Raw genomic sequence first — 16641 nt, forward strand, 5'->3', positions numbered from 1 at the left:
ACGGCGCCTCTTCCTCCCCCCTGCGGGGGAGGGAGAGGTCTTTGCTATCCTTATTTCAGCGAACCGCTGTTCAGGTTCAGGTCCCCGGCCTCGATGACCTCGAGGTTCGGGTGTTTGGCCTTCAGGGCGTCGAGGAACAGGGAGCCGTCGCCGACGATCACCAGGCTGGCGCGATTGACCGGCAGGTGTTCGGCGAAGGCGGCCTCGACCTGTTCCGGTGTGACGGCGCGGATGCGGCCGGCGTAGTCGGCCAGATCGCTCATCGGCAGGTCGTACAGGGCCAGGTTGGCGACCAGGGAGCCCAGGCCGTCGACCGTCTCCAGCGAGCGGCCGAAGCCGCCGATCAGGGTGGCGCGGCGCGGGGCCAGGTCGGCCTGGGTCGGGGTCTCGGCGCCCAGTTTGGCGATCTCGGCCAGGATCAGGTCGGCGACCTCGTCGGCGGTCTCGTTCTTGGTCTGGGTCGAGGCGGTGAAGACCCCGGCGTCGGCCCGCGCGCCCAGCGAGGACCCGGCGCCGTAGGAGAGGCCGCGCTTGATGCGGATCTCCTGGTTCAGACGCGACGAGAAGCCGCCGCCCAGCAGGGTGTTGCCCACCGTCAGCGGGAAATAGTCGGCGTCGGTGCGCGACACGCCGCGGATGGCGGCGACCACGGCGGCCTGGCCGGCGCCGGGCTGGTTCACCACGACGATGCGCGGAGCCAGGGCCTGACCAGCGGGGTTGGCCGTGGCGGCGGGCGCCACGCCAGCCGGGCGCCAGTCGCCGAACGCCTGTTGCGCCAGGGCGCGGGCGGCGGCGGGGTTGATGTCGCCGGAGAAGACCAGGGTGGCGTCCGACGGGCGGTAGCGGGCGGCGTGGAAGGCGGCGACGTCGGCCGGGGTTATGGCCGGCACGGTCTGCTGCGTCAGGGTCGCGCCATAGGGGGCGTCGCCATAGATGACGCGGCCCACGGTCATGCTGGCGATCGAGCCCGGCTGGCTGAGGGCGACGCGCAGGCCGTCCAGGGCCTGGGCTTGCTGACGCTCCAGCTCTTCGGCGGCGAAGACCGGGTTCTTCACCAGATCGGCCATCAGGGCGACCGTCGCCGGGAAGGCGTTGGCCGGGGCGTTGGCGTAGACATTGGTGAAGTCCACGCCGGCGCCGGCGCCGATCGAGGCGCCCAGTTGTTCGATCTCGGTCGCGATTTCCGGCGCCGACTTGGTCTTGGTGCCCTGGGTCAACAGGGCGGCGGTCATGGAGGCGATCCCGGCCTTGCCCGAGGGATCGTCGGACGAGCCGGCGTCGAAGCTGAGACGGGCCGAGACCAGCGGCAGGCCGTCGGTCGGGGCGACCAGGACGCGCAGGCCGTTATCCAGTCGGAAGTCGGCGACGGCCGGGGTGGCCGGGGCTACTTCCGCGCCCGGCTGCGGCAGGGGCGCGCGTTCAGCCTCGGGCAGCAGGACCGCGGGAGTCCCGGCCGGCGCCAGGTCGGCGACCTTGACCGGGGCGTCCACGTTCATCTTCTGGACCGAGGGCGGGTTTTCTGCGTCAGCGGGCAGATAGCGGATCGTCGATTGACGCTGCGGCGTCAGATATTTGCGGGCGACCCGCTGGACGTCGGCGACGGTGACGGCCTGGACCTGGGCGATCTCGCGGTCGGCGGCGGCGGCGTCGCCGGTGTTGATCAGGGCGAAGCCCAGCGCCACGGCGCGGTCGTCCACGGTCTCGCGGCTGCGCAGGGTGTTGGCGACGATCTCGTTCTTGGCCTCGGTCAGTTCGGCGGCGGTGACGGGGGCGTCGCGCAGCTTGGCGATCTCGGCGTTCAGGGCGGCGATCCCCTCTTCGGCCGTGTGGCCCTGGGCCATGATGGCCAGGGCGGTCAGATTGCCGGCCTGTTGGGCGAAGTCGGGCGTCGACCCGATCTGGGCGGCGATCTGCTGATCATAGACCAGCGAACGATACAGGCGGCTGCTTTCGCCGGTAGACAGTATGCCGTCCAGCACGGTCAGGGCGGCGCGGTCGGCGTCGGCGTACTTGACCGTCGGCCAGCCGACCACGACGGCGGGCAGGGGGACGTTCGGCGCATAATAGGTGGCGTCTCGCGGGCCGGTCGGCTCGGGCTCGACGACATGATTGGCCGGCAGCGGCGTGGTCGGGTTCTTAAGCGGGGCGAAATACTGGTCGATCCAGCGGTCCAGCTGGGCCTGATCGAAGTTGCCGGCCACGATCAGATAGGCGTTGTCGGGCCGGTAATAGGTGGCGTGGAACCGCAGCACGTCGTCCAGGGACGAGGCCTCCAGCTCCTCGATCGAGCCGATGCCGGCGCGGCGATAGGGGCTTTCCTGATACAGGGTCTCGGGCACGAACAGGCCGAACAACCGGCCGTAAGGATTGGCCAGGATGCGCTGGCGGTATTCCTCCTTCACCACGTCGCGCTCGGCGACGAAGGTCGGCTCGTCCACGACCAGAGAACCCATCCGCTCGGCCTCGGCGAACAGCATCCGCTGCAGGTGGTTGGCGGGGACGGTCTCGAAATAGGCGGTGGTGTCGTCGGCGGTGAAGGCGTTGTTCGACCCGCCCACATCCTCGGTCAGCCGGTCGAAGGTCTCGGGCGGCAGGTTCTTGGTCGCCTTGAACATCAGGTGTTCGAACAGGTGGGCGAAGCCCGAACGGCCGGCCGGATCGTCCTTGGACCCGACCTTGTACCAGACCTGGACCGTCACGTTCGAGGTGTCGGCGTCGCGCGCCGTATAGACCTCAAGCCCGTTCGGCAGCACGCGCTTGGCGAAGCCCAGCGGCGGCACGACCACGCCCTGGGGCGACTGGGCGGCGGTGGCCGCTGGGACCGCTGGGGCCGGGGCGGCGAAGGCGGGCGCGGTCAGTCCCAGCAGCAGGGCCGAGGCGGCGACGGTGGCGGTCAGGCGGAATTTCATAGGGGTCTCCAAGCCCGGAACGCCGGGGCGGAGGCGACCGTACCAGCGTCCGCCCGAAGCGCACCTTACGGAGCTGTAATCTTCAGCGCCCGAACACCTCGACGCCGATCTGGCCGTCCGGCGTCAGCCAGGCGCGTTTCATGCCCTGGCTGTTGAAGGGGCTGGCGATGTTTCCGGCGGCGTCCAGGGCGATCAGGCCGCCGTCGCCGCCCATTTCGCCAATCGCGTCGATGACGGCCTGGGTCGCGGCGGCCAGGGTCTGGCCGGCGGCGACGCGCCAGGCGACCTGGGCGGCGGCGGCGACGCGGATGAAATATTCGCCCTGGCCGGTGCAGGACGCCGCGGCATGGCCGTCGGCCCAGGTTCCGGCGGCGGGGATGGGGGTGTCGCCGACCCGCCCAGGCATCTTGCCGAACACCCCCGCGGTCGAGGTGGCGGCGGCGAGACGCCCCTGGCTGTCCAGCACGCAGGCGCCGACGGTGCCGTGGCTGAGGGTTCCGGGCGGATGATTGTCCTCGCCCTGGCCGGCGCCCGTGTACCAGGCGGCCTCGTCGGCGATGGGCTCAAGCCCCTGGTCATGGGCGAACAGGGCCGCGCCCTCGCCGACCAGCATGACGTGGGGGGTGCGGTCCATCACCGCGCGGGCGGCGACGACGGGATTGCGGAACCCCTGCAGGGCGGCGACGGCGCCGGCCCGCTTCGTCGATCCGTCCATGATGCTGGCGTCCAGCTCATAGGCGCCGGCCAGGTTGGGCGAGGCGCCCTTGCCCGCAACATAGAGTCCCGAATCCTCGAGCAGCGTCACCGCCGCCACCGCGACGTCCAGGGCGCTGTCGCCCGCGTCCAGCCGCGTCTTCATGGCCTCGACCACCTGGCGCATGTGAACGACCTCGGCGTCATAGTTGCGTTCGCGCCGGGCGCCGGCGCCGCCGTGGAGGATGAGGGCGGTCATGATCTGTCTTCCCGAGCCTGTTGTTTCGCCTCTTTCAAACGGGCGTGGCGCTCTTTAGCGTCGTCGCGAAGGCCGCGCCATGTCGGTCGAACACAAACGGGCCTCAAGTCGCGCGGAGCGCGATAGGCCCAAAGGAGGAATAATGCGCGCAGTCCTGTCCAAGACCGCCGGTGGTCCCGAAACTCTCGTGGTCGAAGACGTGCTCGATCCGACGCCCAAGGCGGGCGAGGTGGTGATCGACGTACGGGCGGTAGGGATCAACTATCCCGACACGCTGATCATCGAGGACAGGTACCAGTTCCGGCCCGAACGGCCCTTCTCGCCCGGCGCGGAAGTCGCGGGCGTGGTCGAGGCTGTGGGCGAGGGCGTCAAGGGCGTGGTCAAGGGCGACCGGGTCATCGCCGTGCCCGGCTGGGGCGGGCTGGTCGAACGGCTGGCGGTCAAGGCCGAGACCCTCATCCCCATTCCCGAGGCCATGAGCTTCGAGGAGGCCGCCGCCCTGATCATGACCTATGGCACCAGCTATTACGCCCTGAAGGACCGGGCGCAGCTGAAGCCCGGCGAGACGCTTCTGGTTCTGGGGGCGGCCGGAGGCGTAGGCGCCGCCGCCGTCGAACTGGGCAAGGCCATGGGAGCGCGGGTCGTCGCCGCCGCCTCGACGAACGACAAGGTCCAGTTCGCCTTGGACCTGGGGGCCGACAACGGCCTGATCTATCCGTCGGGGCCGATGGACAAGGCGGCGCAGAAGGAACTGTCCGGCGAGTTCAGACTGGCGACCGGCCGCGACGGCGCCGACGTGGTCTATGACGCGGTGGGCGGCGACTATGCCGACCCCGCGCTGCGGGCCATGGACTGGAACGGGCGGTACCTGGTGGTCGGCTTCCCGGCGGGCATCCCGTCCCTGCCGCTGAACCTGACCCTGCTGAAGTCGGTGTCGGTGATCGGCGTCTTCTGGGGCGCGGCCGTGGCGCGCGATCCGAAGGGGCACGCCGCCAACATGGCCGAGCTGATGCAGATGTACGCCGACGGCAAGATCCGGCCGCGCGTGTCCACGACCTTCCCGCTGGAGAAGGCCGGCGAGGCGATCCGGGCCCTGGGCGACCGTCAAGCGCTCGGCAAGATCGTCGTCACCGTAGAGAGCTGACGCCGGGCCACGCCCGGCGAACAAGAAGAGGCCCTCGCGAGGGCCCCTTCCATGTGTCGGCTTTTGACGACCCTCAGTTCCGGTTGCCGCCCATGAAGCGCAGCAGGAAGAGGAACAGGTTGACGAAGTTGATGAACAGGCTGAGCGCACCGAAGCTGGTGGCGACGCCCAGGGCGTTCTTATCGCCCTCGAGCGCATAATAGCTCATCTTCAGGCGCTGGGTGTCGAAGGCGATCAGGCCCGAGAACAGCAGCACGCCTGCGGCGCTGATGATCCAGTACAGCACGCCGTTCGGCCAGAATATGTTGACGATCGAGGCGATGATCAGGCCGATGACGCCCATGATCAGGAAGGTCCCCATCGGCGACAGGTCGCGCTTGGTCGTATAGCCGTAAAGGCTGAGCCCGCCGAAGGCCGCCGCCGTGACCAAGAAGGTCGAGGCCACGCTGGCGCCAGTATAGATTAGGAAGACCCAACCCAGCGAGGCGCCCATGGTCGCTACAACCAGCCAGTAGAGGACATTGGTCGCCCCGGCCGTCGGGTTCTTCATGAAGAACATCGAGCCGAAGATCAGCACCAGCGGCGCAAACTGGATCGCCATGCCCAGGAAGGTCATGCCCATCCGACCGTCGGGACCGACGGTGTAGAGCAGTTGCTGGACCGCCGGCACATTGCCGGTCGTATAGGCAAGGGCCGCCGCGACAACGAGGCCCAGGGCCAGCTTGTTGTAGACGCCCAACATAAAGCCGCGCAGGCCGGCGTCCACCGACATGTCGGCCGTCTGCGGCAGGGGGCGGGCGTAGCCGTTGTTGAAATCGCTCATGGCGACGAACTTTCTCCGATTGGCCGAAGAGACTTCTTCGGTCACAGGCCGTGAATATCGGGAGCCTCGGGCTCCACTGCAAGGAAAACCGGACTTGGAGGCGCCAGTTCCTGCCGCTACCTTCAGTCGCATGTTGCGCCTGTTCACCGCCCTGACCCTGCCGCCGGACGTCACAGAGACCTTGAAACGCCGCCAGTCGGGCCTGCCGGGCGCGCGCTGGCGGTCGCTGGACGCCCTGCACGTCACCCTGGCCTTCTATGGCGAGACGGACGAGCGCCGGGCCGACGACCTGGCCTCCGAACTGGCCCGCGTCGCCGGCGGCCCGTTCGAGATCGTGCTGAAAGGCGTCGGCGCCTTCGGCGACGACCATCGCAGCCACACCCTCTGGGCCGGGGTCGAGACGCCGAACGAACGGCTGACCGTCCTGGCGGGCCGCTGCAAGAAGGCCGCCGAGCGGGCGGGCCTGACGCTGGAGGCGCGCGACTATCGCCCCCACGTCACCCTGGCTTATCTGAAGCCCCAGACGAACCCGGACCGGATCGGCGCCTGGATGGCGGGCCACAATCTGCTGCACTCGCCCCCGATCCGCATCGACCGGTTCGGCCTCTATTCCAGCGTCCTGACGGGCGACGGCAGCCAATATGCGCTGGAACGGGAGTATCTGCTGTGACCGAGATCCGCATCGAGACCGCACGGTTGATCCTGCGTCCCCCGACGTTGGAGGACTTTCCTCGCTGGGCCGAGTTCCAGGCCGATCCCGATGCGACGCGCTTCATCGGCGGTCCCAAGACGCTGGCCGAGAGTTGGCGGATCATGGCGACCGTCGCCGGCGCCTGGAGCCTGACCGGCGAGAGCTTCTTCTCGGTGCTTGAGAAAACCACCGGCCGGTGGCTCGGGCGGATTGGGCCGTGGCGCCCCCACGGCTGGCCGGGGCCAGAGGTCGGCTGGTCCCTGCATCCGGACGCCATGGGCCGGGGCTATGCGCTGGAAGCCGCCGTCGCCAGCATCGACTACGCCTTCGACGTCCTGGGCTGGAACGAGGTCGTGCATACGATCGACCTGGACAACACGGCCTCGATCCGGCTGGCCGAACGCTTGGGCTCGGCTCCGCGCGGCCCTACCCGCCTGCCCGAACCCTTCGCCGAACTGCCCGTCCATCTGTGGGGTCAGACGCGCGCCGACTGGGCGGTCAATCGGGCGAAGCTGGGGCTTTGACCCCGTCCTGGGTCGTCAGAACTCTTCCCAGTCCTTAAGCGCGGCGTTGCCCTGGGTCCCGCCGGATCGAACCAGGGCGACGACCTTGTCACGCCCGTGAGGGGCGGCGCTGCGCCCCGTCATGGGACGGCTGGACGACGTCGCCGCGGGCCCGGCGGCCACTCGGGCCGGTTCGCCGGTCTGGAAGCGCGACACCAGCCGCTCCAGTTCGCCGGCCTCCGCCCTCAGGTTCGAGGCGGCGGCGGTGGCCTGTTCGACCATGGCGGCGTTCTGCTGGGTCACCTGGTCCATCTGGTTGACGGCGGTGTTGACCTCATTGAGGCCCGTCGCCTGTTCCTGGGACGACTGAGCGATCTCTGAGACCAGGGTGTCGATGTCGGCGATCTTGGTCACGATGCCGCTCAGGGCCTTGCCGGTGTCGCCGACCAGTTTGACGCCGCGCTCCACCTGGCCCGTGCTGCTGGCGATAAGGGTCTTGATCTCCCGCGCCGCTTCGGCCGAGCGTTGGGCCAGGGCTCGGACTTCCTGAGCCACGACGGCGAAGCCGCGCCCCGCCTCGCCGGCCCGCGCCGCCTCGACCCCGGCGTTCAGGGCCAGAAGATTGGTCTGGAAGGCGATCTCATCGATCACGCCGATGATATTGGTGATCTGTCTCGAGCTCTGCTCGATCTCGCCCATGGCGGCCACCGCGTCCTTCATTTCGTCGCCGGACTTGGCGGCGCCGACCGTGGCGTCGGAGGCGGCGGTGGAGGCCTGTTTGGCGCCGTCGGCGCTACGCTTCACCGTGGCGGTGATCTCGTCCAGGGCGGCGGCGGTTTCTTCCAGCGAAGCGGCCTGTTGTTCGGTGCGTCGCGACAGGTCGTCCGAGGCGGCGGCGATCTCGTCCGAGCCGGCGCGCAATCCACTCGTGGAGGCCGCAATGGCGGTCATGGCCTCGCGCAGGCTGTCGATGGCGGCGTTGAAATCGTCCTTAATCTGCTGGTAGCGCCCATTGAACGGGACCGAAATTCGCGCCGTAAGGTCGCCCTGGGCCAATCGCTTCAGACTGTCGGCGAGCGCACCGACCACCGCATTCTGCTCGTCGGCGACCAACTGGCGCTCCGCTTCGACGATCGCCCGTTCTTCATCGGCCTTGGCGTTCAGTATCTGGAAATAGTTGAACATCACGACACTGGCGTCGGAGAAAACCGATTTCATCAGACTCAGCATCAGCTCGTCGGAATTCTTCTCGTTCCAACGCTGCTCCTTCATCAGACCTGAGGCCAGACCTGCCGCATAGGCTGCGTATGTTTTGCTGAGATAGGTCGCAAAATCCAAACTACTCGAAATATTTTCAGTAATAACCGCCTGCTGCGCAAAATACTCCGCTGGGAAATTTCCCCTGGCGATAAATGCGAATTTCTTCTTCTCATTTTCCCAAACATCATGCGGCAGAGAGACGAGAGAAGGGTCTATGACCTGGTAGGCGCCGAGCAGGGCCTTTTCAAGATGTTTACTGGCTCTCGTGTAAACAATTTCGCCGATTTCTCTTTCACGAGAATTCCACGTGACGATCTTCTCTTTTATGTCAGACATAATGAATCCCCGCCTTCAGTATTTATAGGTAAAATAGATCTCTTAACTACGAACCGCACACAATAACAGCGAAGCGCTTTACTGGTTAATGACATGTAAAATTATACTTACGTATATCTAACACTCGGAAAATCGAACGACTGCTTCTGTCTCAGAACTGCGACAGGTCGCCGAATTTCAGGGCCGAATCCGAACAGGGGCTGAGATTCTGCAGACCGAGAACTTGGCCGAGGCGGGCGGCGCGCGAAGGGTTCAGACCCGCACGACGACTTGGGCGGCCCAGGCAACCAAACATCGCCGTGCGGCGTATCCTCAGAAAATCGCTGGAGGATAAGCTCGATGATCCGCGCCGCCTTGATCGCCGCCGTACTGCCCGCCCTGGCCCTGTCCTCCACGGCCCTGCCCTCCACGGCCCTGGCCCAGTCGCGCGACGTCGATCTGGACCGGTTCGACGGCCGCTGGTTCGAGATCGAGCGTAGCCATAACGACGTGCAGAAGGACTGCAGCCGGGCGCAGATCGACTTCACCCCCCAGGACCGGGCCGACCGCTATCGCCTGACCGTCACCTGCACCCGCCGCGCCGACGGCCGCAACGAGGTGCTGCGCGCCAACGCCCGCATCGCCGACACCACGACCAACGCCAAATTCCGTTTCACCCTGCCCGGCCTGCTCAGCTTCGGCGGCCTTGCGGGCCAAAACTACTGGGTCTGGGACCACGACCCCGAATACAACTGGGCCATCCTGGCCCTGCCGAACAAGTCCGACTGGTGGATCTGGCACCGCGACCAGAACGCCTCCGCCGCGGAACGCACCCGCCTGATGGCCCGCGCCCGCGCCCTAGGCCTGGACATGAGCCGGGTGGTCAGCACCGGACGCTAGCGGAACGGGACGGGAAAAGCGCCCACCCTTAAGGACGGATTGCCGCCCTGGCCCGGACGACTACTTAATAGTCAAGTTTGTCGAACACAGATATCCGTGGTGTCGCCATTACCCACGGAGCGACCCCCAATGAACGGCTGCTGTGCTCACCACACCCCCTCCTTGTCGCGCCGGAGCGCCTTTGGCCTGATCGCCCTGGGCGCCGGCGTCAGCCTGATGTCCACCCTGGCGCCGGGCGTGGCCCGCGCGCGAGGTCACACCGAAATCCTGCTGCTAACCTGCATGGACTATCGTCTGACCGACGACACCATCGCCTATATGGAAGGCCACGGCCTGCACGACAAATATGACCACGTCGTCCTGGCCGGCGCCTCTCTGGGCGCCCTGACCGACAAATTCCCCAGCTGGGGCGAGACCTTCTGGACCCACCTGGACGTCGCCATCGACCTCCACCACATTCATAAAGTCATGGTGATCGATCACCGCGACTGCGGCGCCTACAAGGTTCTTCTCGGCGAGGACGCCGTCGACACCCCCGAGAAGGAACTGGCCATCCACACCCAGGAGCTCCACGCCCTGCGCGACGCCATCAAGCAGCGCCACGAACACCTCGAAGTCGAACTGGCCCTGATGTCTCTGGACGGCTCGGTCGAGGAGATCGCCTGAGGCGAGGCAAAGCCTTCCTCGCGAAGCCCCTCCGCAGACAAGCCTGTCGTCCCTGACGGCAGGCGGCTTGCGCTCAGAACATATCCGGAACATAAACCCGGCATGGCCGCCGCCCTCCATCTCGAACTGGTCTTCAGCCGGCCGGAAACCACCTTGGCGGTCACGCGGGGGGCGGCGCGGCTGATGCTGGATCTGGGCTATGCGCCCCTGCTGGAGGTCGGCCTGCCCAACGGGCGGCGCGCCGACGTCATGGCGATCGGGCGGCGCGGCGAGATCGTGATCTGCGAGGTGAAGTCGGGGATCGACGACTATCGCGTCGATCGCAAGTGGCACGAGTACGCCCCCTTCTGCGACGCCTTCTATTTCGCCGTCGCGCCTGAGTTTCCGCAAGCTGTCCTGCCGGAGGCGCCGGGCCTGATCGTCGCCGACGGCTTCGGCGGGGCCGTGGTGCGCGACGCCCCGGCGACGCCCCTGGCGCCCGCCCGCCGCAAGGCCCTGACCCTGGCCTTCGCCCGGCTGGGGGCGATGCGGACCATGCGGGACTGATCGCGCCTAATTCTGAAGAAAACGCCTCGTCTATTCAGCGTCCTGGAACATAATCCGGCGTCTGGTCCGATAGGATTTTCTGACGTGCAGCTCTCCGGTCGCCGGATCTCAGAGGCGGCGGAACACAGCGGTGGCGAAGCCTTCGACGGTCAGGCGCGCCTCGACCTCGGCCAGGGCTTCGATCACCACCCCGCCCTTTTCGCCGGTCGAATGGATGATCCGTTCGGCGTCGATCATCAGGGCCGAATGGCCGGTCCAGTCATGATCGCCGGCGGGTGCGAGCCAGACGACCACGTCGCCCCGCTTCAGGGCCTCGGCGGAAGCGGCCCGGCCCAGTTCAGCCTGGGCGTCGGCGCGGCGCGGCCCGGGCAGGCCGCAGGCCAGCAGGGCCTGCTGCACCAGGCCGGAGCAGTCGGTCGAGATCGAGGACCGGGCGCCCAGCTCGTGCGGCCGGCCCAGCAGGCGTTCGGCCACGGACGCCAGGTCGCGCTCGAACTCGCCGACCGGCGCCAGATCGGTCTCCGCCACCCCTTCGACGGCCTCGACCACCAGGGCGTTCAGCGGCAGGGCGGCGTCGACGGCGGCGACCCGGCGCGTCGCCAGAGGCGCGCCCGTCGACAGGCTGTCCAGCACCACCCAGCCGACCACGCCGTCGCGGCGGGCCCGGCCCCAAACTCGACCGTCGCCGTTGCCATTGGCCCGGTCCAGCACGTCGAAGGCCTCGCCGTGCAGCAGCTGGTCGACGCGGACGTCCTGGTCCGACAGAATATCGGCGACGGCGACGCGGCAGTGCATGGCCTCCGTCTTGCGATAGGCCGAGGCGCGCACCAGCCCTTCCAGCGCCTGTTCGGCGAGGTCGGGGCGGGCCAGTCGGTCGCCGGGCGGAAGAAGATCGAGGACGTCGGTCAAAACGTGGGCTCGCGTGATTGAGCCCACAGTCTTATCCCCCGATGGCTTAGGGGCCGTTAACAGCCGTCTCTTTTCTGAAAGAAATCAACAGAACCTTGTTTTCAGATACTGAAAACAAGCCCTTAGGGCCTGCGCCTCGCCGCCTTCGGGAAAGCCGGGCCGGGCGCGCGGGTTCCAGGCGAAGATGTCCATATGGGCCCAGGCGCCGGTCGTCGGCGCGAACCTTTGCAGGAACAGGGCGGCCGTCACGGACCCCGCCTGGGCCCAGGCCGAGGAGTCGTTCTTCAGGTCCGCGATCTCGGTATCCAGCGCCCCCCGATAGCCGGCCCACAGCGGCATCCGCCACAGGGGATCCCCCACCTCGCCACCCGCCGCCAGCAGGCCGGCCGCCAGGGCCTCGTCGTCCGTATAGAGGGGCGGCAGGTCCGGCCCCAGGGCGACCCGCGCCGCCCCGGTCAGGGTGGCGAAGTCCAGGGTCAGGTCGGGCTCGTGCTCGCCCGCCCGCGTCAGGGCGTCGGCCAGTATCAGCCGCCCCTCCGCATCGGTGTTGCCGATCTCGATGGTCAGGCCCTTGCGGCTGTTCAGGATGTCGCCCGGCCGGAAGGCGTCGGCCGAGACCGCATTCTCCACCGCCGCCACGATCACCACCAGCCGCACCGGCAGATCGGCCTGCATCACCAGCCGCCCCAGGGCCAGGGCGTGGGCCGATCCGCCCATGTCCTTCTTCATGTTCCGCATCCCGGCGGCCGGTTTCAGGTCCAGCCCCCCGGTGTCGAACACCACCCCTTTGCCGACCAGGGCCACCAGCGGCAGGTCGGTCCGGTCCAGCTTCCAGCCGATCTCGATCAGCCGCGGCGCCCGGTGCGGGGCCGCCGCCCGACCGACCGCATGAACGGCAGGGTAGTTCTCCTCCAGCAGGGCCTCGCCCTCAGTCACGGTGATCACGGCCCCGGCGCTCTCGGCGATCTCGCGGGCGATGGTCTCGATCTGCAACGGCCCCATGTCGGCCGCAGGGGTGTCGACCATCTCGCGCGCCAGGGCGCAGGCGGCCGCGATCCGAGCGGTCTCGGCCGTATCCAGACCCTCCGGAGCCACCAGCCTTGCCGGCGCCTTGTCCGGCCGCGCCTTGTACCGATCGAACACATAGGCCCCCAGCAGGAAGGCCAGGGCCGCCTTGCCCGCCTGCTCAGGCTGAAGCTCCAGCCGGTACAGGCCGCCGGGCAGGCGAACGGACAGACCCCGCGCCGCCGCCGGATCGAAGGCCCCGCCGGCTCCCACCAGCACCGCCCCTATCCCCTCGCCGCGGGGTGCGACCAACAGCTGTCCGGCCTTGCCCTCGAACCCGTTCAGTCGGGCCCAGCCCTTCACGGCGTCGTCCAGCCCGTCCTGCGGCCCCACGAAACGGATCGGAACGGCGCCCGCGCCGTCTTTTGCGGCGACCAGCAAGGGATGGGAATCGGACATGGCGGGCCTTCTTAACCAACAGTTGACGCGAACCGGCGACTCTGGGGGCGACCGAGGACCGTCAGGACCCCACCCATGTCGCCCATACCCGCCCTTCTCGCAACCGCCGCCCTGCTGTGTCTGTCGGCCGCCCCGGCGGTCGCGGCCGACCCAGCGCCCGCGCGCACGCCCGCTTCGGCCGAAGCCCGCGCCGTCTATGAGCGGATGGACGCCCTGTCCCGCTCGGTGTTCTGGGCCAGCGAGCAGCAGGCCAATCCCGCCGATCCGGTCGCCGGGGTCAAGCTGGCCCAGGCCCTGCGCGAACTGGGCCGCTACGACCAGGCGGCCGAGGCGGTCCAGGCCACTCTGACGGTCCAGCCCGACAATCTCGACGCCCTTCTGGAGCTGGGCCGGGCCCATATCGCCCGGGGCCAGGCCTTCTACGGCGTCGCGCCGCTGGAGAAGGCACGCGACAAGGCCCCGCGCGACTGGCGGGCCTGGTCCCTGCTGGGCGTGGCCTACGAGCAGGTTCGCCGCTTCGACGACGCCCGCGCCGCCTGGAACCAGGCCCTGGTCCTGTCGCCCGACAATCCCGACGTCCTGACCAATGCGGCCATGGCCGCCATGACCCAGGGCGACGCTCCCGCCGCCGAGACCCTGTTGCGCCGCGCCGCCGCCCAACCCGCCGCCTCGGGCAAGGTGCGCCAGAATCTGGCCATGGTGCTGGGGTTGCAGGGCAAGATGGGCGAGGCCGAACAGATCCTGCGTCGCGAACTGCCGCCGGAGCTGGCCGAGCGCAACCTGCTTTGGCTGCAGGCCCGAAACACGTCCGGTGGCGCGACCCCGTCCGACACCGCCCGGACCTGGAGCTCAGTCCAGGGCGGATGACCCGCGGCGGCTGCCCCGCCAAGGCTTTGCATCGCCACCGGCCGCGTGCTGGATAGGGGCATGACCGCCTCTCTCCGCACGCCCGATTCCGTCTCAGCCCCCGCCTCAACCAGGACCTATCAGGCCTTCCTGTTCGACATGGACGGCACCCTGATCACCTCGACCGCCGCCGCCGAGCGAGTCTGGACCCGCTGGGCCGAACGTCACGGCCTGGACGTCGAGACCTTCGTTCCCACAGTCCACGGCGTCCGCGCGGCCGACACTATTCGCCGTCAGAACCTGACCGGAATCGATCTGGCGGCCGAGGTCGCCTGGGTCGAACTTGGCGAGATCGAGGATGTGGACGGCGTCGCGCCCGTCCCCGGCGCGATCGATTTCGTCCGCCGCCTGCCGCCCGATCGGTGGGCCGTCGTCACCTCGGCCACGGCGGCCCTGGCCCGCGCCCGCCTCGCCGCCGCCGGGGTGACGCCGCCGGCCGTCATGATCACCGCCGAACAGGTGGAGCGGGGCAAGCCCGATCCTGCCGGCTACCGGTTGGCGGCCCAGACCCTGGGCTTTGACGTCGCCGACTGTCTGGTGTTCGAGGACGCCGAGGCGGGGATCAAGGCGGGCGAGGCGGCCGGCGCCGACGTCGTGGTCGTCACCGCCGCCTGGACCCATCCGCTGGAGACCCCGCACCCGACGTTGGCGGACTACGCCGACGGGCGGCTGGAAATCGAAAACGACGGCCGGCTGAGGTTCGCGACCCAGGCCGGCTGAGCGGGCGTTACGCCGCCGCCGATACGTAAGGCTCGTCGTCGGGCACAGCCTTGAACACGGACACCTTGCTCCTGAGCCGGTCGGTCTCGGCGCGGATGGAGTGGCTGGCGGCCGTGCTCTCTTCCACCATGGCGGCGTTCTGCTGGGTGAAGCGGTCCATCTGGGTCACGGCGGTGTTGACCTCGTCCAGGCCGCTGGCCTGTTCGACCGTGGCGCTGGCGATCTCCGACACCAGGCCCGAGATCTCGCGGACCTGATCGACCACCTTGCCCAGGGCCGCGCCCGTCTGGTTGACGAGCCGGGCGCCCAGCGAGACCTGCTCGTTGGAGCTGGAGATCAAGCCCTTGATCTGTTTGGCGGCGTCCGCCGACCTCTGGGCCAGGGCGCGCACTTCCTGGGCGACGACGGCGAAGCCACGACCCGACTCGCCGGCCCGTGCAGCCTCCACCCCGGCGTTCAGGGCCAGCAGATTGGTCTGGAAGGCGATCTCGTCGATGGTGCCGATGATCAGCTCCATCTCGCGCGACGAGGCTTCGATCAGGCCCATCGCCGTCACGGCTTCCGTCATGGTCTGTCCGCTTCGCTCGACATCCGTATGCGCCGAGTCGACGGCCTGTTTGATTTTTCCGGCGCCGGCGGACGTGGCGCGAACCGTGACCGTGATCTCGTTCAGGGCGGCGGCGGTCTGTTCCAGGCTGGCCGCCTGCTGCTCGGTGCGCTGGGCCATCTGGTCGGCGGCGGCGCTGACGTCGTGGGCGCCTTCACCCAGGCTGTTCACACCGCTGGAGATGTCAGCGATCAGATCCTTGAGGCTCTTCAGCGCCGTATTGTAGTCGCTGCGAAGCTTCTCATAGTCCGCCGGGAACCGCTTCTGGATCGGCGACGTCAGATCGCCCTGCGCCAGCTGTTCCAGCGCCGTCGAAAGATTCTGCACGACTTCGCGCGCCGCCGCGTCAGCGCCGGCGCGGGCCTCGTCGGCCTCCGCCTTCGCGCGGTCGGCTACAGCCTTCGCCTGGTCGGCCTCAGCCTTGGCCAGGGCGGTGTCGCGGAACACCAGAACGGCGCGCGCCATATCGCCGACTTCGTCGGCGCGATCCGCGTCCACGGCGATGTCGTTGTTTCCGCGCGCCAGCTGGGCCATGGCGCCCGTAAGGGTGGTGATGGGCCGGGCGATCATGCGGCTCAACATCACCGACAGACCGACGGCGATCCCGATGAGCGCCAGACCGCCGATGACCAAGGCAGCCATTGCGGTGATGATCGCGGCCTCTTGCCTCGCACCGTTATCCTCAATCCGCCTGACCTGCTCGTCGCGAATTTCGCGTAGCGGTAAGACAGCCGCACTGACGAGAACCTTCTTCCCGGCGTCACGGACAGCCTGCTGCGCCTCTTCGCGTCGCCCTTCACGGACCTCGCCGATCAGCCGATCGCCCCAGTCCTTGCGCCAAGCCAGCGTGGCGATCCGCGACTGTTCAAGCTCGTCCAGCAGAACCGGGTCGGTGAGCGTGGTCTTCAACTCGGCTGAAACGCTGTCGTATTCGTCCCGGCCCTCGAAATAGGATTTGAGATAGGTCTCGTCGCCGGTGACGAGAAACCCTCGAAACTGGCTATTCTGGCGCAGAATAGCCGTCTCCAACGCCAGGCTCTTTGAATGGATGGACTGCGCGAGGTTATTGCTCTCGGTCGATGATCTGATCGCCATTATCGTGGCGAAGAAGATCATCATGATAACGGCCGCGGAAACGCAGATCGCCACAAATGAAAAACTCAGCTTACGCGGAATGTTCATTGCATTGATCATTGCCTGCTCCACAAGAAACACATTCGAAGATCACCGGTACACCGAATGGTTTAACAAAACTGCTCTTTTTAAAGACGATACATACGCCACAGATTTCGCCCTCGTCCCGGCGCCGCCGGGATGAGGGCGGGG

At 67.9% G+C, this 16641-nt stretch carries 16 protein-coding genes; 9 read left to right on the forward strand and 7 right to left on the reverse strand.

All coding sequences use genetic code 11. The features are described 5' to 3' along the window. Positions 1 to 50: 50 nt before the first annotated feature. Entirely contained in the window at positions 51 to 2909 is a 2859-nt protein-coding gene (locus tag ACVPT3_RS15565; RefSeq protein WP_492041745.1) for a M16 family metallopeptidase, read from the reverse strand. 82 nt (positions 2910 to 2991) lie between these two features. Further along, the gene (locus ACVPT3_RS15570) at positions 2992 to 3861 is read right to left on the reverse strand and encodes an isoaspartyl peptidase/L-asparaginase family protein (RefSeq protein WP_492041746.1); all 870 of its coding nucleotides are present in this window, start codon (positions 3859 to 3861) and stop codon (positions 2992 to 2994) included. A gap of 142 nt (positions 3862 to 4003) precedes the next feature. Here ACVPT3_RS15570 and ACVPT3_RS15575 point away from each other — a divergent pair, with 142 nt between their 5' ends. After that, on the forward strand, positions 4004 to 5005 hold the full coding sequence (locus tag ACVPT3_RS15575) for an NADPH:quinone oxidoreductase family protein (RefSeq protein ID WP_492041747.1): 1002 nt from the start codon (positions 4004 to 4006) through the stop codon (positions 5003 to 5005). A 73-nt stretch (positions 5006 to 5078) separates the two neighbouring features. Here the strand turns inward: ACVPT3_RS15575 and ACVPT3_RS15580 are convergent, their stop codons facing one another. Continuing rightward, a complete protein-coding gene (locus ACVPT3_RS15580; protein ID WP_492041748.1) occupies positions 5079 to 5828 on the reverse strand; it encodes a Bax inhibitor-1/YccA family protein in 750 nt (249 codons plus the stop codon). A 130-nt stretch (positions 5829 to 5958) separates the two neighbouring features. Between ACVPT3_RS15580 and thpR the strand changes: the two genes are divergently transcribed. Then, the gene (gene thpR / locus ACVPT3_RS15585; protein ID WP_492041749.1) at positions 5959 to 6498 is read left to right on the forward strand and encodes an RNA 2',3'-cyclic phosphodiesterase; all 540 of its coding nucleotides are present in this window, start codon (positions 5959 to 5961) and stop codon (positions 6496 to 6498) included. After that, the gene (locus ACVPT3_RS15590; RefSeq protein ID WP_492041750.1) at positions 6495 to 7043 is read left to right on the forward strand and encodes a GNAT family N-acetyltransferase; all 549 of its coding nucleotides are present in this window, start codon (positions 6495 to 6497) and stop codon (positions 7041 to 7043) included. The genes thpR and ACVPT3_RS15590 overlap by 4 nt, the downstream gene beginning before the upstream one ends. Before the next feature lie 15 nt (positions 7044 to 7058). Here ACVPT3_RS15590 and ACVPT3_RS15595 read toward each other — a convergent pair whose 3' ends face one another. Further along, positions 7059 to 8618: a methyl-accepting chemotaxis protein gene (locus ACVPT3_RS15595; protein ID WP_492041751.1), complete on the reverse strand. Its 1560-nt coding sequence runs from the start codon at positions 8616 to 8618 to the stop codon at positions 7059 to 7061. 339 nt (positions 8619 to 8957) lie between these two features. Here ACVPT3_RS15595 and ACVPT3_RS15600 point away from each other — a divergent pair, with 339 nt between their 5' ends. From ACVPT3_RS15600 to mmcB, 3 genes are all read left to right on the forward strand, one after another. Next, entirely contained in the window at positions 8958 to 9497 is a 540-nt protein-coding gene (locus ACVPT3_RS15600; RefSeq protein WP_492041752.1) for a lipocalin family protein, read from the forward strand. A gap of 162 nt (positions 9498 to 9659) precedes the next feature. Next, entirely contained in the window at positions 9660 to 10163 is a 504-nt protein-coding gene (locus tag ACVPT3_RS15605; RefSeq protein WP_492041753.1) for a carbonic anhydrase, read from the forward strand. Positions 10164 to 10265: 102 nt separating this feature from the next. Next, positions 10266 to 10709 (forward strand): DNA repair putative endonuclease MmcB, encoded by a 444-nt coding sequence (mmcB, locus tag ACVPT3_RS15610; RefSeq protein WP_492041754.1) that lies wholly within the window; start codon positions 10266 to 10268, stop codon positions 10707 to 10709. A 108-nt stretch (positions 10710 to 10817) separates the two neighbouring features. Here mmcB and ACVPT3_RS15615 read toward each other — a convergent pair whose 3' ends face one another. Both ACVPT3_RS15615 and ACVPT3_RS15620 read right to left on the reverse strand, forming a co-directional pair. After that, positions 10818 to 11618 (reverse strand): C40 family peptidase, encoded by an 801-nt coding sequence (locus ACVPT3_RS15615; protein WP_492041755.1) that lies wholly within the window; start codon positions 11616 to 11618, stop codon positions 10818 to 10820. Positions 11619 to 11702: 84 nt separating this feature from the next. Beyond that, entirely contained in the window at positions 11703 to 13082 is a 1380-nt protein-coding gene (locus ACVPT3_RS15620; RefSeq protein WP_492041756.1) for a leucyl aminopeptidase family protein, read from the reverse strand. A 75-nt stretch (positions 13083 to 13157) separates the two neighbouring features. Here ACVPT3_RS15620 and ACVPT3_RS15625 point away from each other — a divergent pair, with 75 nt between their 5' ends. Further along, positions 13158 to 13949 carry a tetratricopeptide repeat protein gene (locus tag ACVPT3_RS15625; RefSeq protein WP_492041757.1) on the forward strand — a complete coding sequence of 264 codons (792 nt, stop codon included), beginning with the start codon at positions 13158 to 13160 and terminating at the stop codon, positions 13947 to 13949. A gap of 60 nt (positions 13950 to 14009) precedes the next feature. Next, positions 14010 to 14708 (forward strand): HAD-IA family hydrolase, encoded by a 699-nt coding sequence (locus tag ACVPT3_RS15630; RefSeq protein WP_492041758.1) that lies wholly within the window; start codon positions 14010 to 14012, stop codon positions 14706 to 14708. Between the two features lie 7 nt (positions 14709 to 14715). Here the strand turns inward: ACVPT3_RS15630 and ACVPT3_RS15635 are convergent, their stop codons facing one another. Further along, positions 14716 to 16410, reverse strand: a complete 1695-nt coding sequence (locus ACVPT3_RS15635) for a methyl-accepting chemotaxis protein (RefSeq protein WP_492041759.1) — start codon at positions 16408 to 16410, stop codon at positions 14716 to 14718. A 4-nt stretch (positions 16411 to 16414) separates the two neighbouring features. Between ACVPT3_RS15635 and ACVPT3_RS15640 the strand changes: the two genes are divergently transcribed. Beyond that, on the forward strand, positions 16415 to 16633 hold the full coding sequence (locus tag ACVPT3_RS15640; RefSeq protein ID WP_492041760.1) for a hypothetical protein: 219 nt from the start codon (positions 16415 to 16417) through the stop codon (positions 16631 to 16633). The last annotated feature ends 8 nt before the right edge of the window (positions 16634 to 16641 follow it).

It is taken from the genome of Brevundimonas sp. FV1ps31S, from assembly GCF_058681265.1.